The sequence below is a fragment of the Pseudomonas extremorientalis genome (assembly GCF_001870465.1).
Classification (GTDB): domain Bacteria; phylum Pseudomonadota; class Gammaproteobacteria; order Pseudomonadales; family Pseudomonadaceae; genus Aquipseudomonas; species Aquipseudomonas extremorientalis.
The window spans coordinates 204,889-231,220 of the sequence record NZ_MDGK01000058.1 but is presented as its reverse complement, the minus strand read 5'-3'; the positions used below and the strand labels follow the sequence as shown (position 1 = coordinate 231,220).

At 61.4% G+C, this 26,332-nt stretch carries 22 protein-coding genes; all 22 read right to left on the bottom strand.

The annotated features are described in order from the left end of the window. Positions 1-27: 27 nt before the first annotated feature. The 22 genes from nuoN to BFN10_RS24710 all read right to left on the bottom strand — a co-directional run bounded on the left by nuoN (position 28) and on the right by BFN10_RS24710 (position 26,283). Positions 28-1,491, bottom strand: coding sequence for an NADH-quinone oxidoreductase subunit NuoN (gene nuoN / locus BFN10_RS24815; protein WP_058425023.1), 1,464 nt, complete (start codon positions 1,489-1,491; stop codon positions 28-30). A gap of 7 nt (positions 1,492-1,498) precedes the next feature. Continuing rightward, positions 1,499-3,031 carry an NADH-quinone oxidoreductase subunit M gene (nuoM, locus tag BFN10_RS24810; protein ID WP_010209575.1) on the bottom strand — a complete coding sequence of 511 codons (1,533 nt, stop codon included), beginning with the start codon at positions 3,029-3,031 and terminating at the stop codon, positions 1,499-1,501. 49 nt (positions 3,032-3,080) lie between these two features. After that, positions 3,081-4,934, bottom strand: a complete 1,854-nt coding sequence (nuoL, locus tag BFN10_RS24805; RefSeq protein ID WP_071491906.1) for an NADH-quinone oxidoreductase subunit L — start codon at positions 4,932-4,934, stop codon at positions 3,081-3,083. Beyond that, positions 4,931-5,239, bottom strand: a complete 309-nt coding sequence (gene nuoK / locus BFN10_RS24800; RefSeq protein ID WP_003174727.1) for an NADH-quinone oxidoreductase subunit NuoK — start codon at positions 5,237-5,239, stop codon at positions 4,931-4,933. Before nuoK ends, nuoL begins: the two co-directional genes overlap by 4 nt. A 2-nt stretch (positions 5,240-5,241) precedes the next feature. Next, positions 5,242-5,745: an NADH-quinone oxidoreductase subunit J gene (gene nuoJ / locus BFN10_RS24795; RefSeq protein WP_016974048.1), complete on the bottom strand. Its 504-nt coding sequence runs from the start codon at positions 5,743-5,745 to the stop codon at positions 5,242-5,244. 9 nt (positions 5,746-5,754) lie between these two features. Continuing rightward, positions 5,755-6,303 carry an NADH-quinone oxidoreductase subunit NuoI gene (nuoI, locus tag BFN10_RS24790; protein WP_003174725.1) on the bottom strand — a complete coding sequence of 183 codons (549 nt, stop codon included), beginning with the start codon at positions 6,301-6,303 and terminating at the stop codon, positions 5,755-5,757. 11 nt (positions 6,304-6,314) lie between these two features. Then, entirely contained in the window at positions 6,315-7,322 is a 1,008-nt protein-coding gene (gene nuoH, locus BFN10_RS24785; RefSeq protein ID WP_071491905.1) for an NADH-quinone oxidoreductase subunit NuoH, read from the bottom strand. Beyond that, the gene (nuoG, locus tag BFN10_RS24780; protein ID WP_071491904.1) at positions 7,319-10,033 is read right to left on the bottom strand and encodes an NADH-quinone oxidoreductase subunit NuoG; all 2,715 of its coding nucleotides are present in this window, start codon (positions 10,031-10,033) and stop codon (positions 7,319-7,321) included. Before nuoG ends, nuoH begins: the two co-directional genes overlap by 4 nt. A 135-nt stretch (positions 10,034-10,168) precedes the next feature. Continuing rightward, the gene (gene nuoF / locus BFN10_RS24775; RefSeq protein ID WP_025858970.1) at positions 10,169-11,524 is read right to left on the bottom strand and encodes an NADH-quinone oxidoreductase subunit NuoF; all 1,356 of its coding nucleotides are present in this window, start codon (positions 11,522-11,524) and stop codon (positions 10,169-10,171) included. Next, positions 11,521-12,018, bottom strand: a complete 498-nt coding sequence (nuoE, locus tag BFN10_RS24770; protein WP_003174721.1) for an NADH-quinone oxidoreductase subunit NuoE — start codon at positions 12,016-12,018, stop codon at positions 11,521-11,523. The genes nuoF and nuoE overlap by 4 nt, the downstream gene beginning before the upstream one ends. 2 nt (positions 12,019-12,020) lie before the next feature. Then, the gene (nuoC, locus tag BFN10_RS24765; protein WP_025858969.1) at positions 12,021-13,805 is read right to left on the bottom strand and encodes an NADH-quinone oxidoreductase subunit C/D; all 1,785 of its coding nucleotides are present in this window, start codon (positions 13,803-13,805) and stop codon (positions 12,021-12,023) included. Positions 13,806-13,877: 72 nt separating this feature from the next. Continuing rightward, entirely contained in the window at positions 13,878-14,552 is a 675-nt protein-coding gene (locus tag BFN10_RS24760; RefSeq protein WP_003174719.1) for a NuoB/complex I 20 kDa subunit family protein, read from the bottom strand. Between the two features lie 10 nt (positions 14,553-14,562). After that, positions 14,563-14,976 (bottom strand): NADH-quinone oxidoreductase subunit A, encoded by a 414-nt coding sequence (locus BFN10_RS24755; RefSeq protein WP_003219575.1) that lies wholly within the window; start codon positions 14,974-14,976, stop codon positions 14,563-14,565. A gap of 659 nt (positions 14,977-15,635) precedes the next feature. Further along, positions 15,636-16,961 carry an isocitrate lyase gene (gene aceA, locus BFN10_RS24750; RefSeq protein ID WP_003174717.1) on the bottom strand — a complete coding sequence of 442 codons (1,326 nt, stop codon included), beginning with the start codon at positions 16,959-16,961 and terminating at the stop codon, positions 15,636-15,638. A gap of 492 nt (positions 16,962-17,453) precedes the next feature. Beyond that, positions 17,454-18,191: a secretin N-terminal domain-containing protein gene (locus BFN10_RS24745; RefSeq protein ID WP_071491903.1), complete on the bottom strand. Its 738-nt coding sequence runs from the start codon at positions 18,189-18,191 to the stop codon at positions 17,454-17,456. Between the two features lie 228 nt (positions 18,192-18,419). Next, positions 18,420-18,842 carry a GNAT family N-acetyltransferase gene (locus tag BFN10_RS24740; protein WP_071491902.1) on the bottom strand — a complete coding sequence of 141 codons (423 nt, stop codon included), beginning with the start codon at positions 18,840-18,842 and terminating at the stop codon, positions 18,420-18,422. Further along, the gene (locus tag BFN10_RS24735; protein WP_071491901.1) at positions 18,835-20,001 is read right to left on the bottom strand and encodes a ribosomal protein uL16 3-hydroxylase; all 1,167 of its coding nucleotides are present in this window, start codon (positions 19,999-20,001) and stop codon (positions 18,835-18,837) included. The genes BFN10_RS24740 and BFN10_RS24735 overlap by 8 nt, the downstream gene beginning before the upstream one ends. Before the next feature lie 84 nt (positions 20,002-20,085). After that, entirely contained in the window at positions 20,086-21,456 is a 1,371-nt protein-coding gene (gene purB / locus BFN10_RS24730; protein ID WP_071491900.1) for an adenylosuccinate lyase, read from the bottom strand. Between the two features lie 125 nt (positions 21,457-21,581). Next, positions 21,582-22,205: a high frequency lysogenization protein HflD gene (gene hflD / locus BFN10_RS24725; protein WP_016969254.1), complete on the bottom strand. Its 624-nt coding sequence runs from the start codon at positions 22,203-22,205 to the stop codon at positions 21,582-21,584. Next, positions 22,202-23,326, bottom strand: coding sequence for a tRNA 2-thiouridine(34) synthase MnmA (gene mnmA / locus BFN10_RS24720; RefSeq protein WP_071491899.1), 1,125 nt, complete (start codon positions 23,324-23,326; stop codon positions 22,202-22,204). The genes hflD and mnmA overlap by 4 nt, the downstream gene beginning before the upstream one ends. A 59-nt stretch (positions 23,327-23,385) precedes the next feature. Beyond that, complete coding sequence (locus BFN10_RS24715) at positions 23,386-23,832, bottom strand: NUDIX hydrolase (protein WP_071491898.1); 447 nt, start codon at positions 23,830-23,832, stop codon at positions 23,386-23,388. Between the two features lie 225 nt (positions 23,833-24,057). Continuing rightward, the gene (locus BFN10_RS24710; RefSeq protein WP_071491897.1) at positions 24,058-26,283 is read right to left on the bottom strand and encodes an NADP-dependent isocitrate dehydrogenase; all 2,226 of its coding nucleotides are present in this window, start codon (positions 26,281-26,283) and stop codon (positions 24,058-24,060) included. Positions 26,284-26,332 lie beyond the last annotated feature (49 nt).

Sequence of the window (26,332 nt, the reverse complement as noted above, 5' to 3'; positions counted from 1 at the left end):
TTTTGTTGACTGCATACCGCTAAGCGATCAAACGCCCAACACCGCGTGCTGCACCAGGGTGAGCAGCGGTTGTGGGTACACACCCAGGAAGAACGCGAGCAGGGCAATGGCCAGCAGCATTACACCGCCTGCCTTCTGTTCCCAGTGCAGTTCGGCATCCACACGGCGCAGGTTTGGCTCGATCAGGTACAGGGTGACCATCACGCGCAGGTAGTAGAACACGCCGATGGCGCTGCCCAGTACCAGGGAGGCAACCAACCACCACTCGTGCGCTTCGACGCCGGTGGCGACGATGTAGAACTTGCCGATGAAGCCCGCCGTGAGCGGAATACCGGCCAGGGACAGCATCATCACGGTCAGTACGGCGGTCAGGTACGGACGGCGCCAGAACAGGCCGCGGTACTCGTACAGGGCGTCGGCGTCACGGCCTTTGAACGGCGAGGACATCAGGGTGATTACGCCGAACGCGCCGAGGCTGGTGATCACGTAGGTGACCAGGTACACACCCATGGCTTCCACGGCCAGGCCTTTGCTCGCCACCAGGGCGATCAGCAGGTAGCCGAAGTGAGCGATGGACGAGTAACCCAGCAGACGCTTGAGGTTGTTCTGGGTCAGGGCCAGCAGGTTACCGAACAGGATCGACGCGATGGCGATCACGGTCAGCACGTTGCTCAGCACGCCAGTGTTGGCAGCAGGCGAGATCTGGAACAGACGCACCATCACCGCAAACACCGCAACCTTCGACGCGGTCGCCAGGAAAGCGGCCACCGGCGCCGGGGCGCCTTCGTACACGTCCGGGGTCCACAGGTGGAACGGCACCAGCGACAGCTTGAACGCCAGGCCGATCAGCATCATGGCCAGGCCCAGTTGGGCAATCGGCGCAGGCAGGCTGGTGGTGGCCAGGGCGTGGCCGATACCGGTGAAGCTCAGGCTGCCGGCTTCGGCGTAGAGCAGGGCCATGCCGAACAACAGGAACGCGGAACCGGCGGCGGACAGCACCATGTACTTGATGCCGGCTTCCAGGGAGCGCTTGTTGAAGAACGCGTAGGCCACCAGGCCGTAGGTCGGGATCGACAGCAGTTCCAGGCCGATGAACAGGCCGGCCAGGTGCTGTGCGCTGACCAGCACGATGCCACCGGCCGCGGCCAGCAGGATCAGCAGGTACAGCTCTTCCTTGTTGCCTGGGTAACCGGTGCCGCCTTCGCCCATGTAGGCGTGGGCGAGGGTGACGCAGGCCAGGGTCGCGACCAGGATCAGCGCGATATACAGCAGGGCGAAGTCATCCACCATCATCAAAGGCGTGACCGCCAATGGCGCGACCTTGAGGGCCGGGATGATCGACAGCAGGGCCAGGTTCAGACCGGCACAGGACAGCAGGAACGTTTGCGAGTGATTGCGGCGCCAGGCGATTGCCAGCATCACCACCACGATGGTGAGGCTGGTGATCAGCAGCGGCGCAAGCGCGATAAAGTGTTGGATCGTGAATTCCATAGCGCTCTTACCGGGCCGAAGCGAGTTGAGAGAAGGCGGTGCCGAACCACTGCTGCACGCCATGCATCGTTGCGGCAGAAGTGTCCAGGAACGGTTGCGGATACACGCCGATATAGATCAGCAGTACCGCAAGGCCGAGCACCATGATCAGTTCGCGAGCATCCATCCCTTGCAGGACGGTGTCGGACTTGGCCGGGCCGAAGTAGGCGCGGTGGATCATGATCAGCGAGTAGACCGAACCGAACACCAGGCCGGAGGTAGCAATCGCACTGATCCACGGCGTTTGCACGAAGGCACCCATCAGGATCAGGAACTCGCCGATGAAGTTACCGGTGCCCGGCAAGCCCAGGGACGCGGCGGCGAAGAACAGGCTGATCGCAGGCAGGTAGGCAATGCGCGACCACACGCCACCCATTTCACGCATGTCACGGGTGTGCAGGCGCTCGTACAGCTGGCCACTCAGGATAAACAGGGCAGCGGCCGAGACACCGTGGGCCAGCATCTGGATTACCGCGCCCTGCAGCGCCAGTTGGCTGCCGGAGTAGATACCGATCAGTACGAAGCCCATGTGGGAAACGGACGAGAAGGCAATCAGACGCTTGATGTCGGTTTGCGCGAACGCCAGGAACGCACCGTAGAAGATCCCGATCAGACCCAGGGTCATGGCGATCGGCGCGAACTCGGCCGAGGCATTCGGGAACAGCGGCAGGGCGAAACGTAGCAGGCCGTAGGCCGCAGTCTTCAGCAGGATACCGGCCAGGTCCACGGAACCGGCAGTCGGCGCCTGGGCGTGCGCATCAGGCAGCCAGGAGTGGAACGGCACCACCGGCAGCTTCACCGCGAAGGCGATGAAGAAGCCCAGCATCAGGATGTACTCGGTGGTCAGGGACATCTTGGTCTTCAACAGGTCGGCGTAGTTGAAGGTAATCACGCCGGTGTTATTGAAGTTGACCAGTACCAGGCCCAGGATCGCCACCAACATGATCAGGCCGGAAGCCTGGGTGAAGATGAAGAACTTGGTCGCCGCGTAGATCCGGGTTTTCTTGCCGTCCGAAGAACTGTGACCCCAGAGCGCGATGAGGAAGTACATCGGCACCAGCATCATTTCCCAGAAGAAGAAGAACATGAACAGGTCGAGGGCGAGGAACACGCCGACCACACCGCCCAGGATCCACATCAGGTTCAGGTGGAAGAAACCCACGTGACGCTGGATCTCTTTCCAGGAGCAGAGTACCGAGAGGATACCCAGCAGGCCGGTCAGCAGGATCATCAACAGCGACAGGCCGTCGAGGGCCAGGTGCACGTTGATGCCGAAGCGCTGGATCCACACGTGCTTGAATTCAAGCGCGAAGGTCGGATCGACACCCGGTGCCGGAGCAAATGAATAGTCGCCATGGGCCCACAGCCAGAGGCCGAGCGCGAGTTCCAGGGACATGGTCAGCAACGCAATCCAGCGGGGGAGGGTGGCGCCGAAGCGTTCACCCATCCAGCAGAGCAGGCCGCCGATGAAGGGGATCAGGATTAGCCAGGGCAGAATCATGACAGGCTCGTTTCCTTTCGCAAGTTCGCAAAGATCGCAATGTTCATAGTCATATCGCTACCACGACGATGGCGCCGATTACCAGCACGGCACCGGCCGCCATGGAGGCTGCATACCAGCGCAGTTGGCCAGTCTCGCTGCGGCTCAGGGCGGTGTGACCGGCCTTGGCGGCACGCGGGATCAGACCGATGGTCTGGTCGAGCGGGTCCTTGCGCAGAATGTGGCTGATGGCGAGGTAAGGCTTGACGAACAGTTTGTCGTAGATCCAGTCGAAGCCCCAGGCGGCGAACCACCAGGCCGACAGGAAGCGGCCGATGCCACTGTTGGCGACGGCCGTCACGAAGCGACGCTTGCCGAGGAACAGCAGGGCCGCCAGCAGGATACCGGCAATGGCGATGGCGCCCGAGGCGATTTCCAGGCTGTGCTGGGCTTCGCCACCGGCATGGCCGACGCTTTGCGGCAGTACACCGTGCAGAGGCGGGGTGATCATGGCGCCGACGAAGGTCGACAGGATGATCAGTACCGACAACGGCAACCAGTGCGAGATGCCGTGGCCTGCGTGAGCTTCGGTCTTGGCTTCACCGTGGAAGGTGATGAAGATCAGGCGGAAGGTGTACAGCGAGGTCATGAACGCACCCACCAGGCCTGCGTACAGCAGGTTCTGGTTGCCGCTGGCGAAGGCTTCCCAGAGGATTTCATCCTTCGAGTAGAAACCGGCGGTCACCAGCGGCAGGGCGGCCAGGGCGGCACCACCGACGATGAAGCTGGCATAGGCCAGTGGCAGTTTCTTCCACAGGCCGCCCATCTTGAAGATGTTCTGCTCATGGTGGCAGGCCACGATCACCGCACCGGAAGCGAGGAACAGCAAGGCCTTGAAGAAGGCGTGGGTCATCAGGTGGAAGATCGCCGCGTCCCAGGCGCCAACGCCCAGGGCCAGGAACATGTAGCCGATCTGGCTCATGGTCGAGTAGGCAAGGATGCGCTTGATGTCGGTCTGTACCAGGGCAGCAAAGCCAGCCAGGACCAGGGTCACGCCACCAACGATGCCGACCAGGTGCAGGATGTCCGGCGCCAGGGTGAACAGGCCGTGGGTACGGGCGATCAGGTAGACACCGGCGGTTACCATGGTGGCAGCGTGGATCAGTGCGGAAACCGGGGTAGGGCCGGCCATCGCGTCCGCCAGCCAGGTTTGCAGTGGCAGTTGCGCGGATTTACCCACGGCGCCGCCGAGCAGCATCAGGGTGGCCAGGGTGATCCAGAAGTCGCCAACCTGGAATTTCTGCGGTGCCAGCACCAGCAGTTCCTGGATGTTCAGCGTGCCCACTTGCTGGAACAGGATGAACAGGCCGATGGCCATGAACACGTCGCCGATGCGGGTGACGATAAAGGCCTTGAGTGCTGCGTTACCGTTGTTGCGGTTGCTGTAGTAGAAACCGATCAACAGGTACGAGCACAGGCCCACGCCTTCCCAGCCGAAGTACAGGAACAACAGGTTATCGCCGAGCACCAGGAACAGCATGCTGGCGATAAACAGGTTGGTGTACGAGAAGAAGCGCGAGTAACCGGCTTCACCGCGCATGTACCAGGACGCGAACAGGTGGATCAGGAAGCCCACGCCGACCACCACGCCGAGCATGGTGATCGACAGGCCGTCGACGTAGAGGGCGAAGTTGGGCTTGAAGCCCTCCACCGACATCCACTGCCACAGCACCAGGGTGTAGTGACCGCCTTCCGGCGGTGCCACGTTGAATTGCCAGATGACGTAGGCGGCAACGATCGCCGACAGGCCAATGGAACCCACGCCCACCAGGGCAGACAGATTTTCCGACCAGCGTCCACGGGAGAACGACAGCAGCAGGAAACCGATCAGGGGAAATACGAAAGTCAGAAAGATCATGTTCATCCGCGCATCTCACTGGCAGCGTCGATATCAAGCGTGTGGAAGCGACGATACAGTTGCAGCAGGATCGCCAGGCCAATGCTGGCCTCGGCGGCTGCCAGGCTGATCACCAGGATGAACATGACTTGTCCATCCGGCTGGCCCCAACGTGCACCCGCAACGATGAACGCCAGTGCCGCGGCGTTCATCATGATTTCCAGGCTCATCAACACGAACAGAATGTTACGGCGGACCATCAGGCCGACCAGGCCAAGGCAGAACAGGATGCCGGCGACCGCCAGACCATGCTCCAAAGGGATAGCAGGCATCGTCATTGCTCCTTGGCTTCGTTGCGGCCCAAGTGGAAGGCGGTGACGGCTGCAGCGAGCAGCAGCATCGACGCCAGTTCGACCACCAGCAGGTACGGGCCGAACAGGCTGATGCCCACGGCTTTTGCATCCACGGTGGTGTGGCCGATGGCCTGGCCGCTCTGGTGAGCGAACAGCACATACAGCAGTTCACCCAGCAGCAGCGCTGCCAGGACAACCGGACCGAGCCAGATGCCGGGCTTGAGCCAGACGCGTTCCTGGGCGACCGAAGCCGGCCCCAGGTTAAGCATCATCACCACAAACACGAACAGCACCATGATGGCGCCGGCATAGGCGATCACTTCCAGCACACCGGCGAACGGCGCGCCGAGGCTGAAGAAGGTCATGGCCACGGCGATCAGCGAAATGATCAGGTAGAGCAGGGCGTGCACGGGGTTGGTGTTGGTGATCACGCGAAGCGTGGACACAACCGCGATACCCGATGCGAAATAGAAAGCGAATTCCATCTTTCTTCCTTAAGGCAGCAAGCTCTTCACGTTGATCGGCTCGGCTTCGTTTTGTGCGGCGCCTTTCGGCTTACCGGCAACGGCCATACCTGCAACACGATAGAAGTTGTAATCAGGGTTTTTACCGGGACCAGAGATCAACAGATCTTCTTTCTCGTACACCAGGTCCTGACGTTTGAACTCGGCCATCTCGAAATCCGGTGTGAGCTGGATCGCGGTGGTCGGGCAAGCTTCCTCGCAGAGGCCGCAGAAAATGCAGCGCGAGAAGTTGATGCGGAAGAAGTCCGGGTACCAGCGACCGTCTTCGGTTTCAGCTTTCTGCAGGGAGATGCAACCCACCGGGCACGCCACGGCGCACAGGTTGCAGGCTACGCAACGCTCTTCGCCATCGGGGTCGCGGGTCAGTACGATGCGGCCGCGGTAGCGCGGCGGCAGGTATACCGCTTCTTCCGGGTATTGCAGGGTGTCGCGTTTGCGAAAGCCGTGACCGAACACCATCACCAGGCTTCGCAACTGGGTACCGGTACCCTTAACGATGTCGCCAATATATTTGAACATGGGTCAAATCCTCACTGAACCGCAGCCGCTGGCGTGTGCATCAGCACCACGGCAGCAGTCACCAGCAAATTGATCAGGGTCAGCGGCAGGCAGAAGCGCCAGCTGAAATCCATCACCTGGTCATATCGTGGACGCGGAATGGAAGCGCGCAGCAGGATAAACAACATGATGAAGAACGCGGTCTTCAGGAAGAACCAGAAGAACGCCAACTGCGGCAGGATGCCGAACGGTCCGTGCCAGCCGCCGAAGAACAGCGTGACCAGCAGGGCCGAGATCAGGATGATGCCGATGTATTCACCGACGAAGAACATGCCCCACTTCATGCCGGCGTATTCGATGTGGTAACCGTCGGCCAGTTCCTGTTCCGCTTCCGGCTGGTCGAACGGGTGACGGTGAGTCACGGCGACACCAGCGATGAAGAAGGTACAGAAGCCGAAGAACTGCGGAATGATGAACCACAGGTTCTGTGCCTGGTACTCGACGATGTCGCGCATGTTGAACGAGCCGACCTGCACCACGATGCCCATCAGCGCCAGGCCCATGAACACTTCGTAGGACACGGTCTGGGCCGAGGCCCGCAAGCTGCCCAGCAGGGCGAACTTGTTGTTGCTCGACCAGCCGGCGAACAGCACCGCGTAGACCGACAGGCCGGCCATGGCGAAGAAGAACAGCAAGCCGATGTTCAGGTCCGCCACGCCCCAGGTCGGGGTGATCGGGATGATCGCGAAGGCGATCAGCAAGGCGCTCATGGCCACGACCGGTGCCAGGGTGAAGATCACCTTGTCGGCAAACGGCGGGGTCCAGTCTTCCTTGAAGAACATTTTCAACATGTCGGCGGCGATCTGGAACATGCCGAACGGGCCAACGCGGTTCGGACCGTAGCGGTCCTGCCACCAGCCCAGCAGGCGACGTTCGACGAAGCTGAGCAGGGCGCCCGCGACGACCACGGCCAACAGGATCACGATGGCCTTGACGACCGAGATGATCACGTCGATCACTTCAGGGGTGAACCAGGTCATTGCGCTGCCTCCTGCAGACCGTCAACGGTTTTGCCAAAGATCGCAGGCGGAATACCGGCGAGGCCTTTTGGCAGTGCAACCAGGCCTGCACCCAACTCATCGTTGATGCGCAGAGGCAGACGCAGGGTCTGGCCGGCCACGTTCAGGCTGAGCAGGGCACCGTCGTTGACGCCCAGGCGGTCGGCTTCGGACTTGGCCAGGGATACGTAGGCTTCAGGGATGCGGCTTTGCACCGGCGCGGCCTTGGAAGAGTTCTCTTCGCTGCCGAACAGGTGGAAGAACGGCACAACCTGCCAGGTGCCCTGGGCTGGGTTGAACGGACGCGGTACGGCGGCGAACCAGTTCAGTGCGTCACCGGTGCTTTCGATCAGGCGGGTGCCCGGGTCGCCAGCGCGGATGTGACCACCGACTTCGTCCTGGAACTTGTTCCAGGCCTGCGGCGAGTTCCAGCCCGGCGACCAGGCGAATGGCACCTGCTGACGCGGCTCGACCGAACCCGAGTAGCCTTCCATGGAGAAGGCGAACGCGGTGTCGTTGTCTTGCGGGGTACGTGGTTCGTGCACGCTGATGTCGGCGCGCATCGCGGTACGACCGGAATAACGCAGCGGTTCACGGGCCAGTTTCAAGCCCTTGATGCGAAACGAAGCGGACGGTGCCGCATCGACAATCCGCGCCAGTTGCGGGGCGCTGGCAGCGGTGGCTGCGGTGACGTGGTCGAGCTGGGTCCAGTCGATCGGCTGGTTCAGCAGGGTGGCGCGCAAGGCATGCAGCCAGCGCCAGCCTTCGTGAACCAGGATGCTGGCGTCCATGTACTTCGGATCGAACACCTGGAAGAAGCGCTGGGCACGGCCTTCCTGGCTGACCAGGGTGCCGTCGCCTTCGGCGAAGGTGGCGGCCGGCAGTACCAGGTGGGCGCGGTCGCTGGTGGCGGTCTTCTGGTGATCGGCAACGATCAGCACTTTGGCCGCGTTCAGTGCCGCGTCGACCTTGGCCGCATCGGTGCGGGTGTACAAGTCGTTTTCCAGTACCACGATGGCGTCGGCGTTGCCGTCGGTCACCGCTTGCAGGGCAGCGTCCAGGGACTCGCCACCGAGCATGGCCAGGCCGAGGCTGTTGGCTTCCGGCACCACCAGGCTGATGGAACCGTTCTTGTCGCGTAGCTTCAGGGCCTTGGCGATGTTGGCAGCGGCTTCGATCAGCGCCTTGGAACCCAACGAGGTGCCAGCAATGATCAATGGGCGCTTGGCCGCCAGCAGGGCGTCGGCGATGCGCTGGGCCAGCTCGACGGCTTCGGTGTCCAGGCCTTCGACGGCAGGCGCGCTGGCGTCCAGGGCGTGGGCCACGGCGAAACCGAGGCGGGCCAGGTCGTCCGGTGCTGCGTGCACACATTCTTCAGCGATGTCGTCGAGCTTGGTTTCAGCAATGCTCGCAATAAACAGCGGGTTCAGCGCGTGCTGGCCGATGTTCTTCACTGCGGCGTCGAGCCACGGCTGTACGCGCATGGCGTCGGCCATGTCTTCGGCCTTGCCCTTGACCGACTGGCGCAGCGACAGGGCGATGCGGGCGGCGGTCTGGGTCAGGTCTTCACCGAGCACGAAGATCGCGTCGTGGTCTTCGATGTCGCGCATGTTCGGTACGGGCAGCGGGCTGTCGTTCAGCACCTGCAGGACCAGGCGGATGCGCTCCAGTTCACCGGCTTCGATACCGCTGTAGAAGTGCTCGGCGCCGACCAGCTCGCGCAAGGCGAAGTTGCTTTCGAGGCTGGCGCGGGGCGAACCGATACCGACGATGTTGCGGCCGCGCAGCAGGTCGGCAGCTTTATCCAGCGCGTCGTCCAGGCTCAGCTTGGCGCCGTCGGCCAGCAGTGGTTGGCGAGGGCGGTCTTCGCGGTTGACGTAGCCATAGCCGAAACGGCCACGGTCGCACAGGAAGTACTGGTTGACCGAACCGTTGAAGCGGTTTTCGATGCGACGCAATTCGCCGTAGCGCTCGCCCGGGGAAATGTTGCAACCGCTGGAGCAGCCATGGCAGATGCTCGGGGCGAACTGCATGTCCCACTTGCGGTTGTAGCGCTCGGAGTGCGTCTTGTCGGTGAACACACCGGTCGGGCAGACCTCGGTGAGGTTGCCGGAGAACTCGCTTTCGAGCACGCCGTCTTCAACACGACCGAAGTACACGTTGTCGTGGGCGCCGAATACGCCGAGGTCGGTGCCGCCGGCGTAGTCCTTATAGAAGCGCACGCAGCGATAGCAGGCGATGCAACGGTTCATTTCGTGGGAAATGAACGGGCCGAGGTCCTGGTTCTGGTGGGTACGCTTGGTGAAGCGATAACGGCGCTCGTTGTGGCCGGTCATCACGGTCATGTCTTGCAGGTGGCAGTGACCGCCTTCCTCACAGACCGGGCAGTCGTGGGGGTGGTTGGTCATCAGCCATTCGACGACGCTGGCGCGGAACGCCTTGGATTCTTCATCGTCGATGGAGATCCAGGTGTTGTCGGTGGCTGGGGTCATGCAGGACATGACGATACGACCACGGGTGTCGTTCTCGTCGGTGTACTGCTTGACCGCACACTGGCGGCAGGCCCCGACGCTACCAAGCGCGGGGTGCCAGCAGAAATACGGGATATCGAGACCGAGCGACAGACAGGCCTGTAACAGGTTGTCTGCCCCATCGACTTCGAGCGCTTTGCCGTCTACGTGGATAGTGGCCATGGTTCAAAGTTCTTCGTTGGCCCGTTGTCAGCGGGCGTGGCTAATGGAATCTTGTTATTCATGGGCCTCAACACAGCCTCTACGGCGTCAGCCCATGAGAAAGCGAAGGGCACGGACCCTTCGCCTTTTAAAGCGTTACGCGCCGACTACGATCGGCCTTGCCAGAGGTGGGACGGCAGCGCTGGTAGGCGCGATGCCGGCTTCGAACTCCGAGCGGAAGTATTTGATTGCGCTGCCCAATGGCTCCACGGCGCCCGGTGCGTGAGCACAGAAGGTCTTGCCCGGGCCGAGGAAACCGACCAGGCCCAGCAGGGTCTCGATATCACCCTCGCGGCCTTCGCCGTTTTCCAGCGCCATCAGCAGCTTCACGCTCCATGGCAGACCGTCGCGGCATGGGGTGCAGAAGCCGCAGGACTCGCGGGCAAAGAACTGCTCCATGTTGCGCAGCAAGGACACCATGTTCACGGTGTTGTCGACCGCCATCGCCAGGCCGGTACCCATCCGGGTGCCCACCTTGCCGATGCCGCCGGCATACATTTGTGCGTCGAGGTGCTCGGGCAACAGGAAACCGGTACCGGCGCCGCCTGGCTGCCAAGCTTTCAAGGTGTAGCCGTCGCGCATGCCGCCAGCGTAGTCCTCGAACAGCTCGCGTGCGGTCACGCCGAACGGCAGCTCCCACAGGCCAGGGTTCTTGACCTTGCCGGAGAAGCCCATGAGCTTGGTGCCCATGTCCTCGCTGCCTTCGCGGGCCAACGATTTGTACCAGTCCACGCCGTCGGCGATGATCGCCGGCACGTTGCACAGGGTCTCGACGTTGTTCACGCAGGTCGGCTTGCCCCACACGCCCACGGCGGCAGGGAAGGGCGGCTTGGAGCGCGGGTTGGCGCGGCGACCTTCGAGGGAGTTGATCAGTGCGGTTTCTTCACCGCAGATGTAGCGCCCGGCGCCGGTGTGCACGAACAGTTCGAAGTCAAAACCCGAACCCAAGATGTTCTTGCCCAACAGGCCGGCGGCCTTGGCTTCTTCCACGGCACGGTTGAGGTGCTTGGCGGCGGTGGTGTACTCGCCACGCAGGAAGATGTAGCCCCGGTAGGTTTTCAGCGCGCGGGCGCTGATCAGCATGCCTTCGATGAGCAGATGGGGCAGTTGCTCCATCAGCATGCGGTCTTTCCAGGTGTTCGGCTCCATTTCATCCGCGTTGCACAGCAGGTAGCGGATGTTGATGGATTCGTCCTTGGGCATCAGGCCCCACTTCACGCCCGTGGGGAAGCCTGCACCGCCGCGGCCTTTGAGGCCAGCGTCTTTCACGGTCTGGACGATATCGTCCTGGGCCATGTCCGCGAAGGCTTTGCGCGCAGCCGCGTAGCCGTTCTTGGCCTGGTACTCGTCGAACCATACCGGTTCGGCATCGTCACGCAGGCGCCAGGTCAGCGGGTGGGTCTCGGGCGAACGCTTGATCAGGTTGGCCGGGCCGAAAGAAGTCAGGGTCATGGGTAGCCCTCGAGCAATTGGGTCACGCCAGCGGGCTGCACGTCACCGAATGTGTCGTCGTCGATCATCAACGCCGGCGCCTTGTCGCAGTTGCCCAGGCAGCACACCGGCAGCAGCGTGAAGCGGCCGTCCGGGGTGGTCTGGCCGAGGCCGATGCCCAGCTTGTTCTGGATCTCGCTGACCACCGATTCGTGGCCGCCGATGTAGCAGACCATGCTGTCGCACACGCGAATGATGTGGCGGCCCACCGGCTGACGGAAGATCTGGCTGTAGAACGTGGCCACCCCTTCGACGTCGCTGGCAGGGATGCCGAGGATTTCGCCGATGGCGTAGAGGGCGCCGTCCGGCACCCAGCCTCGTTCCTTCTGGACGATCTTCAAGGCTTCGATCGACGCCGCGCGCGGGTCTTCGTAGTGATGCAGCTCGTGCTCGATGGCCGAGCGCTCGGTTTCACTCAAGGTGAAACGGTCTGTCTGGATAAGCGTGCTGTTCATGCTTAGCGGTCCACGTCGGCCATAACGAAATCGATACTACCCAGGTACGCAATCAAGTCCGCGACCATCTCGCCTTTGATCACCGAAGGGATCTGCTGCAAGTGGGCGAAGCTCGGGGTACGGATCCGGGTGCGGTAGCTCATGGTGCCGCCATCGCTCGTCAGGTAATAACTGTTGATACCCTTGGTCGCTTCGATCATCTGGAAGGACTCGTTGGCCGGCATGACCGGGCCCCACGAAACCTGCAGGAAGTGCGTGATCAGGGTTTCGATGTGCTGCAGCGTGCGCTCTTTCGGCGGCGGCGTGGTCAGCGGGTGATCCGCCTTGTACGGGCCGGCCGGCATGTTGCGCATGCACTGCTCGATGATCTTCAGGCTCTGGCGCATTTCTTCGACGCGCACGATGCAACGGTCGTAGGCATCGCCATTGGCCGCCAGCGGGACTTCGAATTCGAAATTCTCATACCCGGAGTACGGACGTGCTTTACGCAGGTCGAAATCGCAGCCGGTGGAACGCAGGCCGGCACCGGTGACGCCCCATTCCAGGGCTTCCTTGGTGTTGTACTGCGCGACGCCGATGGTACGACCCTTGAGGATGCTGTTATCCAGCGCGGCCTTTTGGTACTCGTCCAGGCGCTTGGGCATCCAGTCGATGAATTCCTTGACCAGGCGTTCCCAGCCGTTCGGCAGGTCGTGGGCCACGCCGCCGATGCGGTACCAGGCCGGGTGCAGGCGGAAACCGGTGATGGCTTCGATGACCTTATAGGCGCGCTGACGGTCGGTGAAGGTGAAGAACACCGGGGTCATGGCGCCGACGTCCTGGATATAGGTCCCCAGGAACAGCAGGTGGCTGGTGATCCGGAAGAACTCGGCCATCATGATGCGGATGGTGTCGACGCGGTCCGGTACCTTGATACCGGCCAGTTTCTCGACCGAGAGCACGTACGGCAGGTTGTTCATCACGCCGCCGAGGTAGTCGATACGGTCGGTGTACGGGATGAAGCTGTGCCACGACTGGCGCTCGGCCATTTTCTCGGCACCACGGTGGTGGTAGCCGATGTCCGGCACGCAGTCGACGATTTCTTCGCCGTCCAGTTGCAGGATGATACGGAAGGCGCCGTGGGCCGAAGGGTGGTTCGGGCCCAGGTTGAGGAACATGTAGTCCTCGTTGGTGCCGGAGCGCTTCATGCCCCAGTCTTCCGGACGGAAGCGTGCAGCCTCTTCTTCAAGCTGTTGCTTGGCGAGGTTGAGGCTGAACGGGTCGAATTCGGTGGCGCGCGCAGGGAAGTCCTTGCGTAGCGGGTGACCTTCCCAGGTCGGCGGCATCATGATGCGCGTCAGGTGCGGGTGGCCCGGGAAGTCGATGCCGAACATGTCCCAGACTTCGCGTTCGTACCAACTGGCGTTCGGCCAGATACCGGTCACGGTCGGCACGCTCAGGTCGCTCTCGGACAGGGCGACCTTGATCATCACGTCGCTGTTACGTTCGATCGACAGCAGGTGGTAGAACACGGTGAAATCGGCGCCGCTCGGCAGCCCCTGGCGCTTGGTGCGCAGACGCTCATCCACACCGTGCAGGTCATAGAGCATGACGTACGGCTTGGGCAGGTTGCGCAGGAAGGTCAGGACTTCGACAAGCTTGGCACGCGCCACCCACAGCACCGGCATGCCGGTGCGTGTGGCCTGGGCGGTGAAGGCGTCAGGGCCAAAACGGTTATTGAGTTCGACGACCACATCCTGGTCGTCTGCCTTATAAGGCGGGATGTACAGAGCACTGCCTGTAGTCATGGTTTTTTATCGCTTTCGGTCAACGTAAAGAATGAAACCAGGTGTTCGTTCTATTAAAGAAGCGGCGCTGGATCAGACTTCGTCGGGGCTGCGCAGGTTGGTGACTGCGATACGCTGTTCGCGGCGCTGTTCCTTTTGCGAGGGCATCTCGGCGCGGTACACGCCTTGATCGCCGACGACCCAGGAAAGCGGGCGACGCTCCTTGCCAATCGATTCCTGCAACAGCATCAAGCCTTGCAGGAACGCTTCAGGGCGAGGCGGGCAGCCAGGCACGTAGACGTCCACGGGCAGGAACTTGTCCACCCCTTGAACGACGGAATAGATGTCGTACATGCCACCGGAGTTGGCGCACGAACCCATGGAGATAACCCACTTCGGTTCGAGCATTTGCTCGTAGAGACGCTGGATGATCGGCGCCATCTTGATGAAGCAGGTGCCGGCGATAACCATGAAATCCGCCTGGCGCGGCGAGGCCCGGATAACTTCGGCGCCAAAGCGCGCGATGTCGTGGGGCGCCGTGAAGGCGGTGGTCATTTCCACGTAGCAGCACGAAAGACCGAAGTTGTACGGCCACAGGGAGTTTTTACGCCCCCAGTTGACCGCGCCACTCAGCACGTCTTCCAGCTTGCCCATGTAGATGTTTTTGTGGACTTGGTCTTCTAACGGGTCGGAAACGGTTTCCCGCTCGCCGATGGGGTACTGCTCGTTAGGAGCATCCGGGTCGATCCTGGTGAGATTGTATTGCATCGCCAAAGCCTCATTGTTTCAGCTTCGCTTGCCGCTTACGACGAGCTTCCGGAGCCCAGTCAAGGGCGCCCACTCGGAATAGGTAGACAAGACCTGCCAACAGAATTGCTATGAAAACGAGGGCTTCGACGAATCCGGTCCAGCCGCTTTCGCGGACGGACACAGACCAGGCAAAGAGAAAGAGGGCTTCGATATCGAAGATCACGAACAGCATCGCGACCAGATAGAATTTGGCTGAGAGCCGCAAGCGGGCGCCACCTGTAGGCAGCATGCCGGACTCGAACGGTTCATTTTTGCTGCGGCCCCAGGCTTTTGACCCGAGGAGGCTGGAAACACCGAGCATGAAGGCGCAGAGGCCGACAACACCGAGGAGGAAAATGGCAAAGCCCCAGTTGTGGGCCATGAGTCCTGTCGCTTCGGTCATGCTGGAAATCCTTAACAGAGAGCAAAGGTCTCTGAGCTCGAAAAAGTAACGATGCAGTGACGATATGTCGCACTGCAATCAATCGCGGTGATTTTATGGCTAAACACCGGGCAAGTAAAATTCCGATAGCGAAATTATTCGATGGAATAAGCACATAGTGCACCTTCTTGGGGCTGCAGCCCTTGTGTGGCGGGCTTTAGCGGGCATTTAATCAAATGTGTTTTGTTTAACCGGTAACGAAGTTTTCACGAGCTAAATGATAATGAATATTGTTTGCGCGGGTTTTAAGCGGGTGTGTGTGGTGGGGCGGGGGAAGTTGCTGTTACTTGGTTGAATACCGCTTAGTTGCCGACGGGGATCTTTTAACCGATTTGATCCCTGCCAATACCGCTCTGGATCAATGTTTTGCACAAAATCCAGAGCCGCGTCGGCATTTCCAGTGTGGGAGGGGGCTTGCCCCGATGACGGGATGTCAGTTGATACGTCTGTGATTGACCCGCCGCCATCGGGGGCAAGCCCCCTCCCACAGGTTGATCTTCATTTTGACAGGGAGGTTTTTCACGGGGCAAAAAAACGCCCCGAACAGGTCGGGGCGTGATCTTTGTGCGGCACTGCGGTTAGGTCTTCCCTGGGGCCGCAGTGGCCGTGTACTCAGTCAATCAGTGGAACTGCTCTTCTTCGGTCGAACCGGTCAGCGCGGTCACGGACGAGGTGCCGCCCTGGATCACGGTGGTCATGTCGTCGAAGTAGCCGGTGCCCACTTCCTGCTGGTGGGCCACGAAGGTGTAGCCCTTGGCGGCGTCAGCGAACTCCTGCTCCTGCAGCTTCACGTAGGCGGTCATGTCGTTGCGGGCGTAGTCGTGCGCCAGGTTGAACATGCTGTGCCACATGTTGTGAATGCCGGCCAGGGTGATGAACTGGTGCTTGTAGCCCATGGCGGACAGTTCGCGCTGAAACTTGGCGATGGTCGCGTCGTCCAGGTTCTTCTTCCAGTTGAAGGAAGGCGAGCAGTTGTAGGACAGCAGTTGGTCCGGGTATTCCTTCTTGATCGCTTCGGCGAAGCGACGGGCTTCGTCCAGGTCCGGCTTGGCGGTTTCGCACCAGATCAGGTCGGCGTACGGCGCGTAGGCCAGCCCGCGGGCGATGGCCTGGTCGAGACCGGCACGTACCTTATAGAAACCTTCCTGGGTGCGCTCGCCAGTCACGAATGGCTGGTCGTACGGGTCGCAGTCCGATGTCAGCAGGTCAGCCGCGTTGGCATCGGTACGCGCCAGGATGATGGTCGGCGTGCCGGCAACGTCAGCGGCCAGGCGGGCAGCGGTCAGTTTCTGTACGGCTTCCTGGGTCGGAACCAGTACCTTGCCGCCCATGTGGCCGCATTTCTTCACGGACGCCAGCTGGTCTTCGAAGTGCACGCCGGCAGCGCCAGCCTCGATCATGCTCTTCATCAGTTCGTAGGCGTTGAGTACGCCGCCGAAACCGGCTTCGGCGTCGGCCACGATCGGCGCGAAGTAGTCGATGTAGCCTTCATCGCCCGGGTTCTTGCCGGCTTTCCACTGGATCTGGTCGGCACGACGGAACGAGTTGTTGATGCGCTTGACCACGGTCGGCACCGAGTCCACCGGGTACAGCGATTGGTCGGGGTACATGGATTCAGCGGAGTTGTTGTCCGCCGCCACTTGCCAGCCGGACAGATAGATCGCCTGGATACCGGCTTTCACCTGCTGGACTGCCTGGCCGCCAGTGAGGGCGCCCATGCAGTTGACGAAATCTTTGTCGGGACGGAAGGACGGCTTGGCACCTTGTGTCACCAGGTTCCACAGCTTCTCGGCGCCGAGTTTTGCAAAGGTGTGCTCAGGTTGAACCGAGCCACGCAGGCGGACGACGTCAGCAGCGGAATAAGCGCGGGTCACGCCTTTCCAGCGTGGGTTTTCAGCCCAGTCTTTCTCAAGGGCTGCAATTTGCTGTTCGCGTGTCAGTGCCATGGAAGTAAACCTCGTCGCGTGTTCTTGTGGTGGAAAAAATCCATTTGCCAGCCCTGCATTCAAATGCGTGGGCAGGGCTGCTCGCTGACCAGAAGCTTAGGCGGTCATGTCGGGTCTGGCGGGGAATGCGACGGGATGAACGAGTGGCGGGAGGGTGGAGTAGGTACAGGCGGACCGAGAACAGTCTCCGGGCGTCGTGGGCCCTCGGGTGCTCAACAGCGTGTAGCCGGGTTACCTGGTTAGCTTCCGTCCCTCGGGACAACTTCGTTCCAGTCGCAACCTCGTCAAACACGCCTTGTGGGCGGTACAGACACGAATCGGCTCGGGTGGGTAGCTTGGAGCGACGATCCGAAGGCCCTTGCCAGGGCCCCTGATTAGCGGGAGCGAGGCCATCATGCCCATGCTTTTTTGGATCGTCAAATGTTTTGTAGTGCTTTTTTTCAGGCACTACATCTTTAGTCTAATACGACTCGTCAGTCAGTTTTTGGTGCTTCAGTTCAGGGTGTCGACCTTGACCCGTACTGTCAGGTCATCGCGGCCCTGAGTAGAGTAGCTGCGGGTTGCAGAGGATTTGTCGGCCTGGGTCTCGCGATTGATGCCGGCCAGGGTGATCCATTCACCCAGGCGCCCGCTGACGGTTGTGTCGGTACTCTGTACGTTCACTACATCGGGACGCTCCTGGCTCATGCGGTCACGGTTGGTACTGATCGCCAGGTGTACGGTCTCGCCGGTGACGCTGGCGGTCACGTAGAAGCCCTGGGTCACGTTGCGATACTGGGTCTGGTTCTGCAGGCGGCCATAGCTGTCCTGCTGGGTGGTGGTCAGCGGCACGCTCTGGCCGACCTGGATCAGCGCGGGCACGCCTTCACTGGCCTGGATCTGCTGGACGCCGCCGTCGCGGCTGGTGGTGCCGTAGCTGATGATGCGGGTCTGGCTGTCACCGGTGTTCTGCTGGTTGTTTTCGTTGGTGTCGACGGTGATCAGCAGGCGTTTGGCCGGCGTATCCAGCTGGGAAAGCAGGGCGCGCAGGTCCTGGATCTTGCCGGGGTCGGCCTTGACGATAAGTTGGTTGCCGTAGGCGCTGACGGTGCCGTCCTTGCCGATGAAGTTCTGTGCCACCGGCAGCAGGTCGGCGCTGGTACGGTTGCTCAGGTTGACGACTTCGGTGTCGGCCATGGCCGCGGCGCTGGCGGTCAGGAGGAGGGCGGTGAGCAGGGTGCGTAGGGACATGTCCGTTATCTCTGCGAGTCAAAGGCTGGATAGTGCCAGTTTGTCGGCCTGGCAGGTCGCAAATTGAATCGTAGACGGCAAAATGCCCTGGCAGTGCAGGGCATTTATGGTGCTGCTGATATCGCTTTCGCAGGCAAGCCAGCTCCCACATTTGACCGCATTCCAAGGAGTGTACTCGGTCAAGTGTGGGAGCTGGCTTGCCTGCGATGCAGGCGACGCGGTGTCGGATCAGTCCCCGCGCACCATATCCACATGCGGAATCCCGACCTCAAGAAATTCGTCACTGACGATCTTGAAGCCCAGCCGCTCATAAAACGGTGCTGCATACACCTGCGCACTCAGGAACTGCCTGGTCTGGCCACGCTGTTCGGCCACGCCAATCACCGTTTCCATCAGCTTGTCGCCGACCTTCAGCCCGCGCCAGTCCTTGAGGACCGACACGCGGCCAATTTCGCCGCTGGGTAGCAGGCGGGCGGTACCGATCGGAAAATCACCTTCGAATGCAAGGAAATGCACTGCGCCGGCGTCGTCCGCGTCCCACTCCAGCTCCGGTGGAACCGATTGTTCAGCGATAAACACCGCTTCACGAATGCGCCGAATCTCGGCGATATCCTTTTGCCAGTCCGCGACACTTACGTGAATCCTATTCATCGGCAAATCCCAGGCTTCCTTGCTTGACCAATTCACACAGCAGGTCGCGACCGTCTTCGTCTGCCAGCCATTCGCCCAGGTTCTCGCTATGCAGCGCATCGGCCGAACACACCAGCTTCAGCAGTTCACGCAGCTTGCCCGGCAGGTAACGGCTCTGGCCACTGGCAAACAGCAATACATCGTCGTCCACTTCGGACCAGGCCAGGCGCGCACTCGGGTTGCGCACCAGGATCGCACCGTCCTGCAGGCTGTTGAGGAAGTCGTCTTCGCCCAACTCTTCGCCGGCCACCAGTTCAGGATAGCGCGGTTCGGTCATGAATTGGCCGAACCAGGTCAGCAGCATGCGCTCGTCGCTCATGTGCTCGGCCAGCAGGCTCTTGAGGCGGTCCAGGGCGTCGCTCTGGATCTGGTGCGGGTCGCTGACCGGCTGGGCGTCAGCGTCGGTATAGCGCTCTTCGTCGGTCAGGTACTGGCTGAGGAAGTCGGTGAAGTGGGTCAGCACTTCGGCCGCGCTCGGTGCACGGAAGCCCACGGAATAGGTCATGCAGTCGTCTTCGGCAATGCCGAAGTGCGCCAGGCGCGGCGGCAAGTAAAGCATGTCGCCCGGTTCCAGGACCCACTCGGCGCTTTCTTCGAATTCGGCGAGGATACGCAGGTCGGCGTGCTGCAGCAGCGGGCTTTCGGAGCTGCACATCTGGCCGATCTTCCAGTTGCGCTTGCCCTGGGCCTGCAGCAGGAACACGTCGTAGTTGTCGAAGTGCGGGCCAACGCTGCCGCCCGGTGCGGCGAAGCTGATCATCACATCGTCGATGCGCCAGCTCGGCAGGAAGCGGAACTGCTCCAGCAACTCGGCCACTTCCGGCACGAACTGGTCGACCGCCTGTACCAGCAGGGTCCACTCGCGCTCGGGCAGGGTGCTGAAGGCATCTTCGGCGAACGGGCCGCGACGCAGCTCCCACGGGCGCTCGCCATGCTCGATCACCAAGCGCGACTCGACTTCTTCTTCCAGCGCCAGGCCGGCCAGTTCGTCGGCGTCGATCGGGCTTTCGAAATCAGGGATGGCCTGGCGGATCAGCAGCGGTTTTTTCTGCCAGTAGTCGCGCAGGAATTCCCGTGCCGTGATGCCGCCCAGAAGTTGAAGAGGGATATCAGGATTCATGTGTAACCTATTGAAAAAAAGCACTTTTCAGACTGGAATAAAAACGCCCGGCGCGGCCGGGCGTCTCAAAGGGTCTTGCGATGATCAGATGCGCTTGGCTTGCTCTACAGCGTTGCCAATGTAGTTGGCCGGGGTGAGCAGTTTCAGCTCGGCCTTGGCGGCGGCTGGCATGTCCAGGCCGTCGATGAAAGTTTGCAGTGCTTCAGGGCTGATGCCCTTGCCGCGCGTCAACTCTTTGAGCTTCTCGTACGGGTTTTCGATGTTGTAGCGGCGCATCACGGTCTGGATTGGTTCGGCCAGGACTTCCCAGCACGCGTCCAGGTCAGCGGCGATCTTCTGCTCATTGAGCTCAAGCTTGCTGATGCCCTTCAGACTGGCTTCGTATGCGATCACGCTGTGAGCGAAGCCCACGCCGAGGTTGCGCAGCACGGTGGAGTCGGTCAGGTCGCGCTGCCAGCGGGAGATCGGCAACTTGCTGGCCAGGTGCTGGAACAGGGCGTTGGCGATGCCGAGGTTGCCTTCGGAGTTTTCGAAGTCGATCGGGTTGACCTTGTGCGGCATGGTCGACGAACCGATTTCACCGGCAATGGTGCGCTGCTTGAAGTAGCCCAGGGAGATGTAGCCCCAGATATCGCGATCGAAGTCGATCAGGATGGTGTTGAAGCGCGCAATGGCGTCGAACAGTTCGGCAATGTAGTCGTGCGGTTCGATCTGCGTGGTGTAGGGGTTGAAGCCCAGGCCCAGCTCGTCTTCGATGAAGGCGCGGGCGTTGGCTTCCCAGTCGATCTCCGGGTAGGCCGACAGGTGGGCGTTGTAGTTGCCTACGGCGCCGTTGATCTTGCCCAGCAGCGGTACGGCGGCGACTTGAGCGATCTGGCGCTCCAGGCGGTACACCACGTTGGCCAGTTCTTTGCCCAGGGTGGTCGGCGACGCCGGCTGGCCGTGGGTGCGCGACAGCATCGGCACGTCGGCAAAACGGATGGCCAGTTCGCGGATGGCATTGGCGGTCTGGCGCATCAGCGGCAGCATCACGTCATCACGGCCTTCGCGCAGCATCAGGGCGTGGGACAGGTTGTTGATGTCCTCGCTGGTGCAGGCAAAGTGGATGAATTCGCTGACCTGGGCCAGTTCCGGCAGCTTGGCCGCTTGCTCTTTGAGCAGGTATTCGATGGCTTTTACGTCGTGGTTGGTGGTGCGCTCGATCTCCTTCACACGCTCGGCGTGCTCCAGGGAGAAGTTTTCCGCCAGAGCGTCGAGCACAGCGTTGGCTTGCGCGGAAAACGCCGGCACTTCGCTGATGGCGGGGTGAGCGGCCAGGCGCTGAAGCCAGCGCACTTCAACCAGTACGCGAGCACGGATCAGGCCGTATTCGCTGAAAATAGGGCGCAGGGCCTGGGTTTTGCCGGCGTAGCGGCCGTCTACAGGGGAAACCGCAGTGAGCGAAGAGAGCTGCATGGGGTGTTCTCGGACAGTCGGGCAACGAAATGGGGCGCGTATCATACATGAAAAAATCCGCCGGTCCGTTGCCAACTGACCGGCGTATTACGCGTAACGGCTTGAAAATGGCCTGCTGCTGCGACTTATTCGTTGCGCATCAACGGGTAAAGCTCTTTGAGCAATTTGCGACGGCTGATCACCAGCTGCCAACGATGACCACCCAACTGGCGCCACAACCGCGCCGAGCGAATACCGGCCAGCAGCAGGGCGCGGATTTTCGAAGCGTTGTTCGGTTGCTGCAGGTTGCGCATGTCGCCGTGGACCTGGATCCGCTGGCGCAAGGTGCTCAAGGTGTCCTGGTACAGCGCGCCACAGGCCGCGATCACGTTTTCGTGGGCCGGGCCGAAGTGTTCCACCTGGGACTGGATCTGCGGCAGGCGTTTGCCGATGGTTTCCAGCATGTCTTCGCGCTTGGCCAGTTGACGCTCCAGGCCGAGCATCGACAGGGCGTAGCGCAACGGCTCGCGTTGCAGGGTGCTGGGGTCGCGCTCCAATGCGCCGATCAGTGCGCGATAACCTTCGCGCAGCGCCAGGTCGTCGCCGCCGTAGACCTCCAGGGTGTCCTTGGGGTCGCGGATCAGCAGGCTGCCGAGCATGCAGGTCAGGCCGGCCTCGGTGACCTGGCCGGTCTTGGCAATCTTGTCCACCAATACCGCGGCGAGGAACACCCCGCCCAGTGCCGTCAATTGCTCCTGGGTCGGGCTCATGCCTTCTGGCTCCAGGCTTCGGCGATTTCAATCACGCCGCCGCCCAGGCAGATTTCGCCGTCGTAGAACACCACGGACTGGCCAGGGGTGACCGCGCGTTGCGGGTCATCGAAGGTGGCGCGGTAGCCGGTGGCGGTTTTTTCCAGGGTGCACGGCTGGTCACTCTGGCGATAGCGCACTTTGGCGGTCAGGCGACGTGGCGTGCTCAGGTCGATCGGGTTGACCCAATAGATTTCCGAAGCGAGCAGAGCGCCGGAGAACAACAGCGGGTGCTCGTTGCCCTGGCCGACGATCAGCACGTTGTTTTCCAGGTCCTTGACCAGCACGTACCACGGCTCTTCACCGGCGTCTTTCAAGCCGCCGATGCCCAGGCCCTGGCGCTGGCCGATGGTGTGGTACATCAGGCCATGGTGACGGCCGATGACGTCGCCTTCGGTGGTGTGGATCTCGCCCGGTTGCGCCGGCAGGTATTGCTTGAGGAAGTCGCTGAAGCGGCGCTCGCCGATAAAGCAGATGCCGGTGGAATCCTTCTTCTTGGCGGTAGCCAGGCCGTGTTTCTCGGCGATCCTGCGCACTTCGGGTTTTTCCAGCTCGCCTACCGGGAACAGGGTCTTGGCGATCTGTTCGCCGCCGACGGCGTGCAGGAAGTAGCTCTGGTCCTTGTTCGGGTCCAGGCCCTTGAGCAGTTCGGTGCGGCCATCGATGTCGCGGCGGCGCACGTAATGGCCAGTGGCGATCAGGTCGGCGCCAAGCATCATGGCGTAGTCGAGGAACGCCTTGAACTTGATCTCGCGGTTGCACAGGATGTCTGGGTTGGGCGTGCGGCCGGCCTTGTACTCGGCCAGGAAGTGCTCGAACACGTTGTCCCAGTACTCGGCGGCGAAATTGGCGGTGTGCAGCTTGATGCCAATCTTGTCGCACACGGCCTGGGCGTCCGCCAGGTCGTCCATGGCGGTGCAATATTCCGTTCCATCGTCTTCTTCCCAGTTCTTCATGAACAGGCCTTCCACCTCATAACCCTGCTCCATGAGCAGAACGGCGGAAACGGAAGAGTCCACGCCGCCGGACATGCCGACGATGACGCGCTTCTTTTGTGTGTCAGAAGGGGCTGGATCACGCATAGGGTTTCAACGGGTGTCTTGAAAAAGGACGCGATTCTATCAGGCTCAGGCCTTCAAGGCTAAAGAGAAGGGCGGATCAATTCGAGACTGTGGCAGTGGCCGGCCAGATAATCATCGATACAGCGGATGATCAGCTCGCTGCGCCAGTCGTCGCGCAGGTCCATCAGTTCGTCGCGGGTCAGCCAGCGGGCACGCAGGATACCTTCGTCGAGTTGATAGTCGGGGTGGTGTTTCAGGGCCTTGGCGATGAAGCACACCCGTTGGTAGGTCACGCCGTTGCTCGGGGCGGTGTACAGGTAGATGCCGACGATACCGGTGGCCTCGACGTCCCAGCCGGTTTCTTCGAGGGTCTCGCGTACGGCGGCTTCGGTGAGGGTTTCATGCGGGTCGAGGTGGCCGGCGGGCTGGTTGAGCACGGCGCGGCCGCCCTTGAGCTCTTCGACCATCAGGAAGCGGCCGTTGTCTTCGACGAGGGTGGCGACGGTGATATGGGGTTGCCAGGTCATGGTTGCCTCTGGATTTAAGATGCGGTGCTGTCCTGGAACAGGATAACAGTCAGTGTGGGAGGGGGCTTGCCCCCGATGAGGGCGTGTCAGTTGATCTATCTGTGCCTGACCCACCGCTATCGGGGGGCAGGCCCCCTCCCACATTTTGATTGGGTTTTCTCAGCAAAAAAGCACATAAACAGAAACCCCGGCACAGGGCCGGGGCTTGTTTGCATCCTTACAACCTTACTTCAACTTGGCAATCGCCGCATTGAGGGTGTTGCTTGGGCGCATGGCCTTGCTGGTCAGCTCCGGGTTCGGCGCGTAGTAGCCGCCGATGTCCACTGGCTTGCCCTGGACGGCGTTGAGCTCGGCAACGATGGTTGCCTCGTTCTCGGTCAGGGTCTTGGCCAGTTCGCCGAACTGCGCTTGCAGTGCAGTGTCTTCGGTCTGGGCGGCCAGGGCTTGAGCCCAGTACAGCGCCAGGTAGAAGTGGCTGCCGCGGTTGTCGATGTTGCCGACTTTACGCGATGGCGACTTGTTGTTGTCGAGGAACTGGCCGGTGGCCTGGTCCAGGGTCTTGGACAGGACCAGGGCTTTCGGGTTGTTGTACGTCACACCCAAATGCTCGAGGGACGCAGCCAGGGCCAGGAACTCACCCAGGGAATCCCAGCGCAGGAAGTTCTCTTCCACCAGTTGTTGTACGTGCTTCGGCGCCGAACCGCCGGCACCGGTTTCGAACAGGCCACCGCCGTTCATCAGCGGCACGATGGACAGCATCTTGGCGCTGGTGCCCAGTTCCATGATCGGGAACAGGTCGGTCAGGTAGTCGCGCAGAACGTTGCCGGTCACCGAGATGGTGTCCAGGCCCTTGCGGGTGCGCTCCAGGGTGAACTTCATCGCGTCGACCGGCGACATGATGCGGATGTCCAGGCCTTCGGTGTTGTGGTCTTTCAGGTAAGCCTGAACCTTCTCGACCACGACGCCGTCGTGTGCACGCTGAGGGTCCAGCCAGAAGATGGCCGGGGTGTTGCTGGCGCGGGCACGGTTGACGGCCAGTTTGACCCAATCCTGGATCGGCGCGTCTTTGGTCTGGCACATGCGGAAGATGTCGCCGGCTTCGACTTTCTGTTCCATCAGCAGGTTGCCCTTGCTGTCGGTGACGCGGACTACGCCGTCAGCCTTGATCTGGAAAGTCTTGTCGTGGGAGCCATACTCTTCGGCTTTCTTCGCCATCAGGCCGACGTTCGGCACGCTGCCCATGGTGGTTGGGTCGAAGGCGCCATTGGCCTTGCAGTCTTCGATGACCGCCTGGTAGATGGTGGCGTAGCAGCGATCCGGGATCACCGCCTTGGTGTCGTGCAGTTGGCCGTCGGTGCCCCACATCTTGCCGGAGTCACGGATCATGGCCGGCATCGAGGCGTCGACGATCACGTCGCTCGGCACGTGCAGGTTGGTGATGCCTTTGTCGGAGTTGACCATCGCCAGGGCAGGGCGAGCCGCGTAGACGGCCTGGATGTCAGCTTCGATCTGCGCTTGCTGCTCGGCCGGCAGGGCCTTGATGCGCGCGTACAGGTCGCCGATGCCGTTGTTCAGGTTGAAACCGATCTGCTCCAGCACGGTGGCGTGCTTGGCCAGGGCGTCTTTATAGAACTCGGCAACGATCTGGCCGAACATGATCGGGTCGGAGACCTTCATCATGGTGGCTTTCAGGTGAACCGACAGCAGCACGCCTTGTTTCTTGGCGTCTTCGATTTCAGTGGCGATGAACGCACGCAGGGCTTTCTTGCTCAGCACGGCGGTGTCGATGATTTCGCCGGCCTGTACCGAGGTCTTTTCCTTCAGGACGGTGGCGGTGCCGTCCTGGGCGATCAGCTCGATTTTGACAGCATCAGGGCCTTCGATCTGTACGGCTTTTTCGCTGCCGTAGAAGTCGCCATTGCTCATGTGGGCGACGTGCGACTTGGAGTCGGCAGCCCAGGCGCCCATTTTGTGCGGGTGCTTGCGTGCGTAGTTCTTGACCGACAGCGGTGCGCGGCGGTCGGAGTTGCCTTCGCGCAGTACCGGGTTCACGGCGCTGCCCTTGACCTTGTCGTAACGTGCGCGGGTTTCTTTTTCCGCGTCGGTGGTTACGGTTTCCGGGTAGTCCGGCAGGGCGTAGCCCTGGGCCTGCAGTTCCTTGATCGCGGCTTGCAGCTGCGGGGTCGAGGCGCTGATGTTAGGCAGTTTGATGATGTTGGCTTCAGGCGTAACGGCCAGGTCGCCCAGTTCGGCGAGGTGGTCCGGGATAGCCTTGGCACCCAGTTGCTCGGGGAAGCTTGCGAGGATGCGCGCGGCGAGGGAGATGTCGCGGGTTTCCACGGCAATATCAGCGGAAGCGGTGAAGGCCTCTACGATAGGCAGCAGTGAATAGGTGGCGAGGGCCGGGGCTTCGTCGGTGAAGGTGTAGATGATCTTCGAGCGGGTGGGCATATTCGGATTAACTCTCTTCTTTGCTGAAAGCGTGCGCAGAAACTCGAGA